Raw genomic sequence first — 14,962 nt, 5'->3', positions numbered from 1 at the left:
TTCATCGACATCTTCACGTTCGCCAGATCGACACCCGATCCGTCCGCTTTTACACGGACCTTCACGTTGTAATCGATCACGCGCTTGACGGGTACAAGCACCTTCATCTGCGTGTCTCTTTCCTGTTGGTCATAGGGGGTTCCTTTGGGCTGATCGTCAGACTGCGGCGGCGAGGATGGACCGGGCGCGCAGGCGTACCGGGGCATCGACCATTGCACCGTCGACGGCGACAGCCCCGTCACCGGCGGCCAGAACGCGGCGCGCCCAATCCTGTTCCGCCTCTGTGGGGCGGAAGCCGGTCAGCACCTCGGGCACCTGACGCGGATGGATGCAAAGCTTGCCGCCCATGCCAAGGCTGCGGGCGTGGCGTGCGTCCTCCTCGGCGGCTCCGGGTGATTGCAGCGCGGTTGTCACGCCGTCCAGCGGCGGCGGCATACCGGCCAGTCGGGCGGCAAGCACCAGTTCGGACCGCGCCGACAGCAGCGCGTCCCGCTGGTGGGCGCAGCCCAGATCGGCACAATAGTCGACCGAACCGAAGGCAAGGCGCGCCACCCGGTCCAGCGCCGCGATCTGGCGCGCCGCGGCCAGTCCGCGGGCGGTTTCGATCAGCGCGATCACCACCATATGCGCGGGCAATTCCGTTGCCAGCGCGGCAACGGCGCCGGGGTCTTCGGCCTTGGGCAGCATGAGCGCGGCAAAAGGCAGGGCGCAGGCCGCCGCGATATCGGCCGAATGCCATGGCGTGCCAATGGCATTGACGCGCAGGATCACCGGCAGGTCTGTAAAGCGGCAGTCCAGTAGGGTGCGGGCCTTGTCCTTTGCCTCGGGGGCGACGGCGTCCTCAAGGTCGAGGATGACAGCATCCGTGCCGGAACCTGCGGCTTTGGCAAACCGTTCAGGCCGGTCTGCGGGCACGAACAGGGGCGCGCGGATCAGGTCAGGGCTTACCATGTGGCTTGCGCCTCCATCGCGACCGGCCCCCCCGGCGCAGAGGTCCAGAGAGAGACGCCTCCGGCCCCATCGTCGCGCGCATTCAGCATGACGGGGGCGCGGTCGAACAACGGTGACAGGCTGCGAAAGCGGAAGGTCTTTGGCGGAGTGCCGCGTTGATCTTCTGCCATTTGCGCCAAAAGCGTGGCCTGCATCGGCCCGTGAACCATCAACCCCGGATAGCCTTCGGTTTCGGTGGCATAGGGCAGGTCATAGTGGATGCGGTGCCCGTTAAAGGTCAGCGCGGAATAGCGGAACAGCAAGGCGGGCCCGGCGGTCAGGCTGTGGCGGTAAGGGCCGCTTTCTGCGGGCGGTGGCGCAGGGGGCGTGGTCCCGGGCTGTGCGGCCTCGCGATAGACGATGTCCTGCCGTTCGCTCAGCAACCGGCGCTCTCCGGCGGTATAGTGGTGCCGGACGGTGACAAAACACAGTGCGCCGCTGCGGCCCTGTTTGGTCGCCACATCCTCGATCACCGAGCGGCGTGTGATCGTTTCACCGATGCGCGGCGCCGCGGCAAAGACGATCTCGCCTCCGGCCCACATGCGCCGGGGTAACGGCACCGGAGGCAGAAAGCCGCCGCGCCTGGGGTGGCCGTCCGATGCCAGTGCCGTCGTTGGCGCTGCCGGGTGACACAGGCACAGGTGGATCATCGCGGGCGCGTCGGCCCCGTTATCCAGCGGCACATCCCGGTCAAAGGTGGCGGCAAAACGCGCCACCAGCGTTGGCGTCAGGATTTCCGAGAGGCTGTCCTCGCGGCCGATCCAGCCGCGCAGGTGGTCGATCTCCATGATCATGCCTCACCCAGCGCGGGGACAGGTCCATAGCTGCGCTCCTCATCCGCCCAGACCGCCGCTGGTGCCGGGTATGAGACCGGCCCGTTCGGCGTATCGACGGTAATCCGGCGCAGATGCGGATGCTCGGACAGCCCGGCCATATCGGTCACGGTGGCCAGCGCCACGTCGGCCTCCAGCAGGGCTGTGATCGCCTCTTTGGCGGTGCGGCTGGCAAAACCCTCGGCGATCAGGGCATCGGTCAGGTTGCGGTTTGTGACGCGGGTCACATTGGTGGCAAAGCGCGGGTCGTGGCCCAGATCGGGCTTGCCCAGAAACTCGGCGCACAACCGCCGCCATTCGCGGTCGCTCTGGACCGAGATCAGGACCTGCACGCCGTCGGCGGCGGTAAAGACCCCGTAGGGCGCGATCGACGGATGTTTCATGCCGACCCGTTGGGGAGTTTTGCCGCCTTCGTGGTTCAGCAGCGGAACCGTCAGCCAATCGGCCATGACATCGAACATGGATACGCCGATCTGCGCACCCTTGCCGGTGATCCCGCGCCGGATCAGCGCCTCGAGCACGGCGGCATGGGCGGTGGCACCCGTGGCAATATCGACGATGGAAATGCCCACACGCGCCGGTTCCGTTGGCCCGCCCGTGATGCTGCACAGCCCGCTTTCCGCCTGTATCAACAGGTCGTAAGCTTTGCGGTCGGCCATGGGGCCGGCGTCGCCGTAGCCGGTGATCGAACAGGTGATCAGGCGGGGGAAATCCCGTTCCAGCCGGTCCGGCCCGAAACCAAGGCGATCCAGCGCGCCGCGCTTGAGGTTCTGCACCAGCACATCGGCGCCCTGTAACAGCTTGGCCAGTTCCGCCTTGCCTGCGTCCGAGCGCAGGTCAAGCGTGACCGAGGTCTTGCCCCGGTTAAGCCAGACAAAATAGCTGGATTGCCCGGCGGCCACGTCGTCATACCCACGGGCAAAATCGCCTTCGGGGCGTTCTATCTTGATGATCTCGGCACCCGCATCGGCAAGGCGCGAGGTGCAGAAGGGCGCGGCCACCGCCTGTTCGATGGCGACCACCTTCAATCCTGCAAGCGGACCCATCAGAACGACCTCGGCAGGCCAAGAACGTGCTCGGCCACATAGGACAGGATCAGGTTGGTTGAAATCGGCGCCACCTGATACAGGCGGGTTTCGCGGAACTTGCGTTCGACGTCGTATTCGCAGGCAAAGCCAAAACCGCCGTGGAACTGGATGCAGGCGTTCGCCGCCTCCCAGCTGGCTTTTGCGGCAAGGTATTTCGCCATGTTGGCCTCGGCCCCGCAGGGGTGGCCCTGATCGTAAAGCGCGCAGGCCTTATAGCGCATCAGATTGGCGGCCTCGACCTCGATGAAGGCCTCTGCGATTGGAAATTGCACGCCCTGGTTCTGGCCGATGGGGCGGCCAAAGACCTGCCGTTCCTTGACGTAATCCGTCACGCGGTCGGTGAACCAATAACCGTCGCCGATGCATTCCGCCGCGATCAGCGCGCGTTCAGCGTTCAGGCCGGTGAGGATGTATTTAAAGCCTTTGCCCTCTTCGCCGATCAGGTTTTCCTCGGGGATTTCAAGGTTGTCAAAGAACAGTTCGTTGGTTTCGTGGTTGACCATGTTCGGGATAGGTTTGACCTCCATCCCCGAGGTCATGGCCTGTTTGATATCGACAAGAAAGATCGACAGGCCTTCGGATTTCTTCTTTACTTCCGCCAGTGGCGTGGTGCGGGCCAGCAGGATCATCAGGTCCGAATGCTGCACCCGGCTGATCCAGACCTTCTGCCCGTTGACGACATAACGGTCGCCCTTTTTTACGGCGGTGGTCTTGATCTTGGTGGTGTCGGTGCCGGTGGTCGGTTCGGTCACGCCCATGCTTTGCAGACGCAATTCTCCACTGGCCAGTTTGGGCAGGATGCGCTGGCGCTGTTCCTCGGACCCGTGCCGGACCAGCGTGTTCATGTTGTACATCTGGCCGTGGCAGGCACCGGAATTGCCGCCAGCGCGGTTGATTTCTTCCATGATGACAGAGGCTTCGGTCAAGCCAAGACCCGAACCGCCATATGCCTCGGGGATCAGGGCGGCCATCCATCCTTCTTTGGTCAGCGCGTCAACGAAGGCTTCGGGGTAGGCGCGATCGGCATCGACTTCGCGGTGATAGCTGTCGGGGAATTGCGCGCAAAGGGCGCGGATGCCGTCGCGGATGTCCTGGTAGCTGTCGGGCAGTGCGTTCATTTGGGTGGGTCCTGAGGGTTGTGTCGTCTGACGTCTGGAAAGGGAATAACACCGGCACTGGATATCAGGGAAATATATACTTATGATCGCGGCCATATGTTTTTCGTATGGGTTGATCATGGACACGCGTCAGTTGCGATATTTCACCGAGATCGTCTCGCAGGGGTCGATTTCCCGCGCGGCCGGCGTTCTGAACATTGCGCAACCGGCGCTGTCGCAGGCGGTGCGCACACTGGAAGAGCGTCTGGGCACCCAGTTGCTGACCCGCAGCCATGCAGGCGTTGCCCCGACCGAGGCCGGAGCGCTTTTGGCGCGGCGGGCACGGCGGATCCTCGACGATCTTGCCCGGACAGAGGATGATCTGCGCAACCTTGAACAGGATCCGTCGGGCGAGGTGCGGATTGGCTTGCCGGGCACAATCAGCGGTATTGTCGCCCTGCCTTTGATCACTGCGGCCCGGGCGCGTTACCCGCGGATCTCGATCACCGTGGCCGAGGCGATGAGCGGTTTCATCGCGGAATGGCTGGCCGAGGGCCGGGTCGATCTGGCCTTGCTGTACAGTGCGGGAAACAAGCGGGGGGCGGTGGCGGAACCGCTGCTGGAGGAAGAACTGGCTGTTCTGTTCGGCGCAGGGGTGGCTGCCCCCGCCGAAATGCCGCTGACGGAGTTGCGGGACAGGCCCTTGGTTCTGCCCAGCCCGGCCCATGGGTTGCGCAGCCAGATAGACGCCGCGATGCAGGAGCTTGGCTTTGCGCCACAGGTCGCGGTGGAAATCGATTCCTACATCAATATCAAGCGGCTGGTGGCGGCAGGCTTTGGCGCGTCGATCCTGCCGCTGCACGCAGTGCGGGACGAGGGCGCGCAGGGCAGCCTGACGGTCTGTCGTCTGGCCGCGCCGGGGCTGTGGCGCGGTGTCGATCTGTTGAGCCCGACCGATCGGCCCGTGTCCCGCGCGCAAGAGGCGGTGCGCGACTTGCTGCGCGAGGTGGTGGCCGATCTGCTGCGCGAGGGGCGCTGGTACGGCGCGCGGCCCCCGGTCCGAGGTTCGGTCCACGTCAGGCGCTGACCGGGCGGTCCAACAATTTGAACGTGCCCTGACCGGCCATGGCCAGCGCGCCTTCGGCATCGCGCAGCTCGGCCTCCATGAAAGCGACGGATTTGCCGCCACCGATGCGGCGGGATTCCGCAAAAACCGGCCCGGGACGGAGCGGTTGAATGAACTGCGTGTTCAGGCTGAGCGTGACGCACCAGCCGCGCGGCCTGTCCGGACCGCGATAGGAAACGCCCATGCCCATGGCCGTGTCCAGCAGGCTGGCGCCGACCCCGCCATGCATGATGCCCAGCGAGTTCAGGTGCCGCTCGTCCACCTGCATTTCCAGCCGGGCCCGCCCCGGTGCCCAGGACACAAGCTTGAGGCCAATCATCTGGTTGAAGCCGCCAAGGTCCAGCGGCACCGACTGGCTGTCCCATGTGATTGCAGTCATGTGGCGGGCCAATATTCCGCGCGCAGGTCGCGTTTGAGGATCTTGTTGGCACCGGACATCGGCATCGGCTCTGTCCGAAAGGTCACGCCGCGCGGGCATTTGTAGTGGGCAAGGTTCGCGCGCGTATAGTCGATCAGCTCGGCCTCTGTGGTGGTATCGCCTGTGGCGCGGATGATGACCGCATGCACGGCTTCGCCCCAGCGCGCGTGCGGGACACCAATCACCGCCACCTGTGACACCGCCGGGTGCAGGGACAAAACGTTTTCGACCTCGGCAGGATAGACGTTTTCCCCGCCCGAGATGATCATGTCCTTGATACGCCCCGAAATCCAAAGGCAATTGTCCGCGTCGAGGTATCCGGCATCGCCCGTGTGATACCAGCCGTCTTTTAGGACAGCGGCGGTTTGTTCCGGCTGGCCGAGATAGCCTTTCATGATCGTCGGACCCCGGGCCACGATCTCTCCGGCCTGACCGCGCGGCAATTCCTTGCCTGCCTCGTCGCAGATCTTGAGGTCGATATGCGACAACACCCGGCCGACGGAGCCCAGCTTGCCATGGTCACGGAAATCGGCGCGGTGATAGTCCGGCCCCAACAGGGTCAGCACGGGCGAGGCCTCGGTCATGCCATAGGCGTGGTTCAGCGCCACGTGGGGAAAGGCCCGCACAACACGTTGCAACAGTTCCTCGGTTGCCGGGGAGGCACCCCAGCTGATCTGGCGCAGGCTGGATAGGTCAAAGCTGTCGAAATCCGGCAGATCGAGGATGCTTTGGATCATCGTCGGCACCAGCTGGGTCGATTGAACCTTGCGGTCCTGGATCAACGACAGCATGGCGCGCGGCTCGAACTTGTTCATCAACAGCAGGTGGCCGGGGAGGATCAGGTTGGTATAGGCGCGCGATCCGGCGGCGGCATGGAACATGGGCCCGACCAGTAGCTGACGTTCGAAGGGCCTGAAATCATAGGGCGTGATCGTGCCCATGCTGTTGGAATAGACGTTCCAATGGGTCAGTTCGACCCCCTTGGCCTTGCCGGTGGTGCCGCTGGAATAATAGATGATCAGCGTGTCGTCGTCGCGCGATCTGGCCTCTGTTGGCGCAAGATCCTGCGCCAGCAGATCCTCCAGTCGCAATGCGCCGTCGGGCAGGGGGGCATCGCCGGTCACGATCAACCGGGCCGAGGTTTCCGGGCTGGCCAGCGCCTCGACTGCGAGATCCAGAAAGCTCGGGTCTGCGATCAATAGGCTCGCGTCGCAGTCCTTCAGGCAGTCCGCCAGTTCCCGTGCCGACAGCCGGTAGTTCATCGGCACCACGACCAGCCCGGCCAAGGGCGCGGCCATGAACAGCATGTGTCCTTCGGCGGTGTTCAGGCCAAGGTAGGCGACCCGCTGCCCCTTGGTCATGCCAAGCCCGTTCAGCGCCCCGGCCATGGCGCGACAGCGGTCGTGATAGGCCCGCCACGTGAAGTCGCGGTCCCCGTCGGTCAGCGCGGGCAGGTCCGGGTACAGTCGGGCGTTGCGCTCGACGTAGTCGGCCAAGGATATCGTCATTCTGGTTCTCCTCCCAAAGAAACCCGGTCGTCTGCTATCTTTTCGGCGCGCCCAGCGAGGGGGCAAGCTGATCGGGGGCAACGCCGATGGCCGCCCCGCCGTCCACCGGGATCACCGCGCCGGTGATGTAGGTGGCCCTGTCCGAGGCAAGGAAGAGGCAAAGGTCCGCCACCTCCGTGCTGTGTCCGGTGCGGCGCAGGGGCACCGTGGCGACCCGGCGCGCCACGTCTTCGGGGGTTGGAGCCACGCGGCGAAACCCCTCGGTGTCCTCGATCGGGCCGGGCGAAACAGAGTTGATCCGCAGCCCTTCGTGCCCCCATTCCAGCGCAAGCGTGCGCGTCAGCTGATCGACGCCGGCCTTTGCGGCGCAGACATGCGCCTGCCCGATCATGGCCTTGTGCGCTTGTGCGGCAGAGATGTTCACGATCAACCCGGGGCGGCGCATATGCGCATAACTGGCCATCATGACGTGATGAGTGCCCAGTACGTCGATTTCCATGACGGCCCGAAAGCCGTTCGAGGAAATGTCGCTGGCCCATGCGGGGAAATTTCCCGCCGCGCCCGAGATCACGACGTCGATGGGACCAAACAGCGCGGCACAGCGGGCAAAGGCGGCCTCGACCTCTTCGGCTTTTCGGACGTCGGCGGACATGCCGTCCGCCTCTGCGCCAAGGTCCCGCAATTCGGCAATGGTATCAGCGACCTTGTCGGCGCTGCGTGACAGGACAAAGACTTTGGCCCCGCTTTCGGCAAACCGCCGTGCGATGCCCCGATTGATGCCACTGGTGCCGCCGGACACCATTACGGTACGGCCGGTGCCGTCATAAAAGGACGCGTCAGGCGACATTGGACAGCACCACCGTTCCAGAGGCTGAGAACATGCCGCCCACGCCGTGAACGACCGAGATTTCTGCACCATCGACCTGCGCGGGCGAGGTGCCGCGCATCTGCCGCACACCTTCCTGCAAGGCATACATGCCGTACATGCCCGAATGCATGTAGGACAGCCCGCCGCCGTTGGTGTTCAGCGGCAGCTTGCCGCCGGGGCGGGTGTTGCCCTCGGCGATAAAGGCTCCGGCCTCGCCGCGTCCGACAAACCCCAGATCCTCCAGACCGTAGATCGGCAGATGGGCAAAGGCATCGTAGATCATCAGGTGATCAACATCGGAATGGGTGATCCCGGCGCTGTCGAAGGCATCCTTGCCCGCCACGCGAAAGGCCCGGGACGAGGTGAAATCGGCCATCTGGCTGATCAACGGTGTCTCGACGCTTTCGCCTGCGCCGCGCAGGTAAACAGGCTTGGTCGGGAAGTCCTTGGCGCGTTCAGCCGAGGTCAGGACCAGCGCGCCACCGCCATCGGTGACAAGGCAGCACATCAGCTTGCGGAAGGGATAGGCCACCATCCGTGAGTTCAGCACGTCATCCACGGTCAGCGGATCGCGGAAGCTTGCGCGAGGATGGAAGGCGGCCCATTCACGCTGGATCACGGCGACCATGGCAAGTTGCTCCTCGGTCAGGCCGCAGTCCTTCATATAGCGCAGCACCGGCAGGGTGAACCGGCTGGGCGGCGAGGTCACGCCATAGGGTACTTCGAACTGCAACTGGAACTGCGCGGGAAAGATGGGGCGATGGGTCCGGTGATTGCTGCGGCCGCTTTCGCCGTGAGTGATCAGCACGGTGTTGCACAGGCCGGACTCGATGGCCGCAATGGCGTGCCGCACATGGATGATAAAGGAACAGCCCCCCGAAGAAGTGCCGTCGATCCAGCGCGGCGTGATGCCAAGGTAGTGCGCAATTTCGGACGGGTCATGGCCACCGGTGGCGACGCCGTCGATGTCCTTGACGGTCAGGCCGCAATCGGCCAGCGCGTTCAATGCGGCATCGGCGTGCAACTGGGTCTGGCCGACATGGGGCAGCTTGCCCATTTCGGTGCTTTCCGCCGCGCCGACGATGGCAGTGGAATTCGGTGTCATGCGCTGTCCTTTCCGGCGGGTCGGAATTGCGGCATGGTCACGTCGCCGCGGTCTTCGAAGGTCACTTCCAGATCCATGTCCAGCTGGATCGCCTCGGGCGTCTGCGGGCAGTCCACGATGTTGGACATCATCCGCGGCCCTTCCTCCAGCGTGACCACCGCCACGGAGAACGGCGGCTCATAGCCCGGTGCCGGCATGTGGTTGATGATATAGCTGTAAAGCGTCGCCCGCCCCGAGGCCTTGATGACGGATACATCGCGCGACCCGCATTCGGGGCAAAAGGGGCGGGGCGGGAAATAGGCCTTGTCGCAGGCATTGCAGCGCTGGATGCGCAGCTCGCCCGCCCGCGCACCTTCAAAAAAGAACTCGGTCTCGGGCACCATCATCGGCTTGGGTCTGTCGGCGAGGCTCATGCCCGTCTCCTCCGGTTGTGTCTCAGCATGGGAATCTTGCGTCCTTCGTTCTTCGGCCTTGAAAACTATTATGATGCGTATAATACACATGCTATCTAAATGGCAAGACGCTATCATGGAGGAGATACGAATGATCCCGCGCACCCTGTATTCCGAAGAGCACGCGATGCTGCGCGACTCGGTCCGGCGCTTCTGCGAAGAAGAGATCGCCCCGCATCACGCCCAATGGGAAAAGGACGGCCAGATCAGCCGCGAAGCTTGGCTGGAGGCCGGAAAACGCGGGTTCCTTGGCTGTTCGATCCCCGAGGAATACGGCGGCGTGGGGGGCGATTTCCTCATGTCCGCCGTCATTACCGAAGAACTGGCCCGTGTCGGCGCCACGGGTCCGGGGTTTCAACTGCATTCCGAAATCGTCGCGCCCTATATCCTGAACTATGGCACCGAAGAGCAGAAACGTCGTTGGCTGCCGCGCATGGTCTCGGGCGAGGCCATCGGGGCCATCGCCATGACCGAACCGGGGGCAGGCTCGGATCTTCAGGGGATCCGGACTTCGGCGGTGCGGGACGGCAACGAATTTGTCCTGAACGGGCAAAAGGTGTTCATCTCGAACGGGCAGATGGCCGATGTGACGATCGTCGTGGCCAAGACCGACAAGGACAAGGGGGCCAAGGGCATCAGCCTGTTCCTTGTCGAACGTGACCGCGAGGGCTTTCGCCGGGGCCGGAACCTTGAAAAGGTTGGCTGGAAGGCGCAGGACACGTCGGAGCTTTTTTTCGAAGACGTTCGCCTGCCGCCGGAAAACATGCTGGGCGAGGAAAACAAGGGCTTTTTCTACCTGATCGACCAGTTGCCGCAGGAACGGTTGCAGATCGCGATCCGTTCGGCGCAGGTGATCGAGACCGCGCTGGAACAAACCATCGCCTATGTGGCGGAGCGCAAGGCTTTTGGCAAACCGATCTCGGCCTTTCAGAACACCCGTTTCAAGCTGGCCGAGATGAAAGCCAAGGCCGAGATGATGCGGATTTACGTGGACCGGCTGACGGAACTGCATCTGGACGGTGGACTGAACGCTACCGATGCCGCCATGGCCAAGCTGAGCAGCACCGATCTGATGATGGAGGTGCTGGACGAATGCATGCAATTGCATGGGGGCTATGGCTATATGTGGGAATACCCGGTGGCGCGCGCCTGGGCGGATAACCGTATGTCGCGGATCGCCGGGGGAACCGCCGAAATCATGAAAGAGATCATCGGCAGATCGCTGTTCGACGCCTGATCGCGGCGGCCTCATCCCGAAGGTGGCGGGGCAGCGCGCGACTGTGCCAGAAGCAGCCCCGCCACGATCACGACAAAGGCCACCATTTTTATCGTGGTGACCTTTTCGCCCAGAACCAGAACGCCCAGCACCGTCGCCCACAGCGGGATCATGTAGCCAGTGATCGAAAAAAAGACCGGCCCCCGCAACTTGATCGTATGAATGCGGATGGTCTGGCCGAAGCCTGCCAGCACGATGCCAAGGAACAGGATCGCGCCGAAGGGGATCAGGTCTTCGGCGCTGCGTGCGGTGCGCAACATCCTGTCGGTCGTGGTCAGAAAGCTGGCCGCGCTGAACGGCGCAAGGGCCAGCCCGCCAAACAGCAGCGCAAGGCCTGTCGTCTGCATCGAGGGCATCGGCGGCAGCGTGCGCACAAGGATCGAGCTACAGGCAAAGCAGGTGATGGCCAGCAACAGCGCGAGTTGCGGCGCAGCCGAGGTTGATCCGGCCGTCAGCAAGACCTCTGGACCGATCAGCAGCACCAGACCCACAAGGCCAACCCCGAAACCGGCCCATTTGCGCAGGGACACATGCTCTTTCAGGATGAGGCGCGACAGCACGAGGATGAACAGCGGCATCGTGGACAGAAAGATCGCCGCAAGACCGCTGGTCACCCATTGCTGTGCCCATGCGATGGCCACGAAGGGCACTGCGTAGCCCAGCAGGCCAAGCACCACCAGTTTCGCCAGATGAGCCGGGGCCGGGCGGATGATCTGTCCCAGCGCCAGCGCCGGGATCATCAGTGCGATCCCCCCAAGCAGTAGTCGCGCTGCCACCAACTCGCCGGGGCCATAGCCGTCCAGCGCAATGGCGGTGAACAGAAATGTCGACCCCCATAGCAGCGTCATGGCGGCCAGCGCGCCATAGTCCACCAGACCGGGGGGCGGCAGGTCGTTGCCATAACGGGCGGGGGGCAGGGGTCTGGGGGGATGGATCATTTGTGAAACGCCTTTCGCGACCGGTTTGCGCGCCCGATCCGGGCTTGCGCGGGTCGTCCTTAGATGGCGGAATGTTATATAGCATCATAATTATTAGCAAGCGAATTACTTTTCTTGCCTAGACCTCTGAACCCGCGTAAAGATAATGAAATGCCGTGCCCTTGCGGGCTTGGGGCGTGCTGCCCGGCTTGTCTGTTTCCGGGCAAGCCTGCGGCGGACGAACCGGCGCGCGGCGGTGTGCACAGTTTGGTAAATGTGCAGAGGCGATCGTCGCCATGTGGACGATGTCAACTGGCGGCAGGTCGTGTAAGGGCAGGCCGAGTAAGGATTGTGAGATGACCGATAAGACGAGCGCCAGCGACAAAACCCGGATGAAAACCGAAACGGGTATGATCTTTCAGCACATTGCACGGCAACGGATCCGCGTTCTGGATGGTATTTTGTCCGCGCATGGGCTGACCTCGGCGCAGGTGTTCCTGCTGAACTGCTTGTTGCGGACCGACGGCATGACACAGGTGGAGCTGGCGCGCGAACTGGGGATCGGCACCGTTGGCGTCAGCGGGATGGTCGACCGGTTGGAGGCCAGCAACTGGGTGCGCCGCGAACCTGATGAACGCGACCGGCGGTCCAAGCGGATCTGGCTTCAGGAAAGCGCCACCTCGCGCAAGCAGATCCTGAAGGATTCCCATGGCGAACTGGACGCGATTTCCTATCAAGGGCTGAGCGACGAAGAAATCGGCCAAATGCTGGAGCTGATGCGCCGCGTCCGCCGCAATCTGAATGGCGCATTGCAAGGCGAACAGGTCGGCATCATCCCGACGATGGACGGCGCGGGCAAACGCGACTGACCCGCACCAATTCCTGAAAATGGATTGGAACACATGGCGCCCGTCCACCTGGACGGGCGCCATGTCGTTTCAGATCGCGCGTTTCTGTTGGTCCCAATAAGGATCGCGCAGTTTGCGTTTGACGATCTTGCCCGAAGGGTCGCGGGGCAGCGTGGTCTCGTGGTCAAAATGGCGCGGGATCATGTATTTCGCTACCCGTTCGGCCAGAAAGGCCCGAATGTCGTCCAGATCCGGGGGCGTTCCGTCCGGGGTCTGGATCGCGGCGGCGACGGCCTCGCCAAGGTCGGGATCGGGAATGCCGAAGACCGCGCAATCCAGAACCTGCGGGTGGGCGCTTAGCGCGGCTTCGATATGGGCGGGGTAGATGTTCACACCGCCGGCGATGATCATGTCCCGCTTGCGATCATTCAGGAACAGATAGCCGTCCTCGTCCAGATAGCCTACGTCGCCCGAGGTCAGCAGCCCGTCGTGATAGACTTCGGCCGTGGCCTCGGGGCGGTTCAGGTATTCGAACGGCGGATAGTCCGACCGCGCGCCAAAGATTTCGCCGGGTTCTCCCGGGGGCAGGGGATTGCGGTTCTCATCAAGGATCGCCAGCCGCGCAACTGGCAGGGCGCGCCCTACGGTGCCGGGGCGTTCCCGTGCTTCGGCACTGGTTGCAAAGGTCAGGGCACCTGTCTCGGTCGATCCGTAGTATTCATAGACGACCGGCCCCCACCATGCGACGACCTGCTCTTTCATCTCGGGCGGGAAGGGCGCGCCTGCGGTCACGACATGGCGCAACGACGACAGGTCATATCGGGCGCGCACGTCTTCGGGCAGGCGTAACATCCGGTTGATCATCGTCGGCACCATGAAGGAATCGGTGACCCGGTGCTTTTCGATCAGGGCCAGCGTGTCCTCGGCATCGAACCGGGCCGGAAGCACAAGCGTGCCGCCCTTGGCAAACGTCTGGGTGCAAAAGCGGATCGGGGCCGAGTGATAGGTTGGCGCGGAAATCAGCGTGACCATGTCCCCTTGGAAAAAGGCATCATAGCCATGGGTGGTCGGGGTGCCCTTGCCCCGGCGGCAGACGCCCTTGGGGTTGCCCGTTGTCCCCGAGGTATAGATAAGCGGAAAGGCTGGTTTGCCCGTGCTTTCACCTATGGGGTCATGATCGGCACAGAAGCTGTCCCAAGACCGGCAGCCTGATCCGATCCTTGCCTCGTCGTCGCCCAGCCGATAGGCCGCGCGCGTTTCGGCGTCTGGTTCAACGCAGAGGACCGCCAACCGGGCCAGCACCGAGGGGGACAGCTGCGAGCGGATGCGGTTCCAGATGTCGGCATGCACGACCAGCGCCGACACACCGCTGTCCGCCAGCACGTATTCGATCTCTGGCGCGCTGAAATGCCAGTTGATCGGCACCGCGACGGCATCGGCAAGGCGGGCGGCCTCGACGGCGGTCACGAAAGGCGCGCCGTTGCGCAACAGCAGGGCGATCCGGCCACCGCCGGCGCCAATGGCCTGCAAACCGGCGGCACCCCGGCGCGCCTGTACAAGGATTTCGGCGCGGCTGGTACGGGACTTGCCCGAGATCACGTCTCCGGTCATGGCTGTTTCTCCTCTTATGTTCCGGTGAAGACCGGGGCGCGCTTGTCTGCAAAGGCGCGTACCCCTTCTTCGAAGTCCTGCGTGGCAAAGGCCTGTTGCTGGCAGGCGGCCTCTAACGCCAGCGCCTGTTCGACCGGCTGCCCGGCCACGGCGGCGTTCACCAGCCGCTTTGTCATGGCGTAGGACCGGGTCGGCCCCTCGGACAGGGTGCGGGCCAGCGCGCGCGCTTCCTTTACCAGATCGTCGGCCGGGACGCGGGCATAGGCAAGCCCCAGCGCAAGCGCCTGATCCGACGTCATCGGCTGCCCCAGCATGGCGGCGGCCGTGGCGCGGGCCGCTCCGATCCGGTTGACCAGCGCCGGCACGACCCCCGCATCAGGCGAGGCACCGATTTTGGGGAAGGACAGATGAAACCGCGCACGGTCCGACACGATCAGGAAATCAGCCGCAAGCGCCAATCCAAAGCCCGCGCCTGCGGCCGGGCCGTCTACGGCGGCCACGATCGGAACGGCCAGATCGCGCATCAGGGTCACGATCTGGTTGATGCCGCGTTGCATCTCTCCTTCGATGGTGGCGCGTCGGCTGAGGATCGTGTCGAGATCCAGATCCGCCCCCGCGCAAAAGGATCCGCCGCTGCCCGTCAACAGAACACAACGGCAATCGCCTTTGATGCGCGTCTGTTCCAGCGCCTCGCGCAGGCCGATCCGCATTTCCGGGGACAGTGCGTTGCGCCTGTCCGGTCTGTTGAAGGTCAGCGTCAGCACGCCGTCCTCTCTTGTCTGGATGAAATCGGACACTGTGCGGTTCCTCCCCTGAACGCCTTCC

15 protein-coding genes and 1 pseudogene are annotated in these 14,962 nt (G+C 63.8%); 3 read left to right on the top strand and 13 right to left on the bottom strand.

The window, feature by feature from the left end; genetic code table 11:
• The 5 genes and pseudogenes from KJP30_RS07705 to KJP30_RS07685 form a co-directional block, all read right to left on the bottom strand.
• Nucleotides 1–107: pseudogene (locus KJP30_RS07705) on the bottom strand (electron transfer flavoprotein subunit beta/FixA family protein); the annotation flags it as partial.
• A gap of 49 nt (nt 108–156) precedes the next feature.
• Entirely contained in the window at nt 157–951 is a 795-nt protein-coding gene (locus KJP30_RS07700; RefSeq protein WP_218448381.1) for an HpcH/HpaI aldolase/citrate lyase family protein, read from the bottom strand.
• A complete protein-coding gene (locus KJP30_RS07695; protein ID WP_246594374.1) occupies nt 945–1,778 on the bottom strand; it encodes an HTD2 family dehydratase in 834 nt (277 codons plus the stop codon). Before KJP30_RS07695 ends, KJP30_RS07700 begins: the two co-directional genes overlap by 7 nt.
• A 2-nt stretch (nt 1,779–1,780) precedes the next feature.
• Nucleotides 1,781–2,869: a CaiB/BaiF CoA transferase family protein gene (locus KJP30_RS07690; protein ID WP_218448379.1), complete on the bottom strand. Its 1,089-nt coding sequence runs from the start codon at nt 2,867–2,869 to the stop codon at nt 1,781–1,783.
• The gene (locus KJP30_RS07685; protein ID WP_218448378.1) at nt 2,869–4,029 is read right to left on the bottom strand and encodes an acyl-CoA dehydrogenase family protein; all 1,161 of its coding nucleotides are present in this window, start codon (nt 4,027–4,029) and stop codon (nt 2,869–2,871) included. Before KJP30_RS07685 ends, KJP30_RS07690 begins: the two co-directional genes overlap by 1 nt.
• 118 nt (nt 4,030–4,147) lie before the next feature.
• Between KJP30_RS07685 and KJP30_RS07680 the strand changes: the two genes are divergently transcribed.
• Nucleotides 4,148–5,095: a LysR family transcriptional regulator gene (locus KJP30_RS07680; RefSeq protein WP_246594373.1), complete on the top strand. Its 948-nt coding sequence runs from the start codon at nt 4,148–4,150 to the stop codon at nt 5,093–5,095.
• Here KJP30_RS07680 and KJP30_RS07675 read toward each other — a convergent pair.
• From KJP30_RS07675 to KJP30_RS07655, 5 genes are read right to left on the bottom strand one after another with little or no spacing between them, the layout of a single operon-like run.
• A complete protein-coding gene (locus KJP30_RS07675; protein ID WP_218448377.1) occupies nt 5,085–5,513 on the bottom strand; it encodes a PaaI family thioesterase in 429 nt (142 codons plus the stop codon). The genes KJP30_RS07680 and KJP30_RS07675 overlap by 11 nt on opposite strands.
• Complete coding sequence (locus tag KJP30_RS07670) at nt 5,510–7,060, bottom strand: class I adenylate-forming enzyme family protein (protein ID WP_218448376.1); 1,551 nt, start codon at nt 7,058–7,060, stop codon at nt 5,510–5,512. Before KJP30_RS07670 ends, KJP30_RS07675 begins: the two co-directional genes overlap by 4 nt.
• Before the next feature lie 34 nt (nt 7,061–7,094).
• Nucleotides 7,095–7,907 (bottom strand): SDR family oxidoreductase, encoded by an 813-nt coding sequence (locus KJP30_RS07665; protein ID WP_218448375.1) that lies wholly within the window; start codon nt 7,905–7,907, stop codon nt 7,095–7,097.
• Nucleotides 7,897–9,033 (bottom strand): thiolase C-terminal domain-containing protein, encoded by a 1,137-nt coding sequence (locus KJP30_RS07660; RefSeq protein WP_218448374.1) that lies wholly within the window; start codon nt 9,031–9,033, stop codon nt 7,897–7,899. Before KJP30_RS07660 ends, KJP30_RS07665 begins: the two co-directional genes overlap by 11 nt.
• Entirely contained in the window at nt 9,030–9,446 is a 417-nt protein-coding gene (locus KJP30_RS07655) for a Zn-ribbon domain-containing OB-fold protein (protein ID WP_218448373.1), read from the bottom strand. The genes KJP30_RS07660 and KJP30_RS07655 overlap by 4 nt, the downstream gene beginning before the upstream one ends.
• A gap of 130 nt (nt 9,447–9,576) precedes the next feature.
• On the opposite strand from KJP30_RS07655, the gene KJP30_RS07650 reads away from it, so the two are divergent.
• Entirely contained in the window at nt 9,577–10,722 is a 1,146-nt protein-coding gene (locus KJP30_RS07650; RefSeq protein ID WP_218448372.1) for an acyl-CoA dehydrogenase family protein, read from the top strand.
• Nucleotides 10,723–10,733: 11 nt separating this feature from the next.
• Here KJP30_RS07650 and KJP30_RS07645 read toward each other — a convergent pair whose 3' ends face one another.
• Nucleotides 10,734–11,699, bottom strand: coding sequence for a DMT family transporter (locus KJP30_RS07645; protein WP_218448371.1), 966 nt, complete (start codon nt 11,697–11,699; stop codon nt 10,734–10,736).
• Nucleotides 11,700–12,034: 335 nt separating this feature from the next.
• On the opposite strand from KJP30_RS07645, the gene KJP30_RS07640 reads away from it, so the two are divergent.
• On the top strand, nt 12,035–12,547 hold the full coding sequence (locus KJP30_RS07640; RefSeq protein WP_218448370.1) for a MarR family winged helix-turn-helix transcriptional regulator: 513 nt from the start codon (nt 12,035–12,037) through the stop codon (nt 12,545–12,547).
• Between the two features lie 69 nt (nt 12,548–12,616).
• Here KJP30_RS07640 and KJP30_RS07635 read toward each other — a convergent pair whose 3' ends face one another.
• Together KJP30_RS07635 and KJP30_RS07630 are read right to left on the bottom strand one after the other, a co-directional pair.
• A complete protein-coding gene (locus KJP30_RS07635) occupies nt 12,617–14,137 on the bottom strand; it encodes an AMP-binding protein (RefSeq protein WP_218448369.1) in 1,521 nt (506 codons plus the stop codon).
• 14 nt (nt 14,138–14,151) lie between these two features.
• Nucleotides 14,152–14,934 carry an enoyl-CoA hydratase/isomerase family protein gene (locus KJP30_RS07630; protein WP_218448368.1) on the bottom strand — a complete coding sequence of 261 codons (783 nt, stop codon included), beginning with the start codon at nt 14,932–14,934 and terminating at the stop codon, nt 14,152–14,154.
• Between the last annotated feature and the right edge of the window lie 28 nt (nt 14,935–14,962).

Origin of the sequence: Antarctobacter sediminis, from assembly GCF_019218285.1 — a bacterium.
Classification (GTDB): Bacteria; Pseudomonadota; Alphaproteobacteria; order Rhodobacterales; family Rhodobacteraceae; genus Antarctobacter; species Antarctobacter sediminis.
This window is presented reverse-complemented; position numbering and strand designations above follow the sequence as displayed.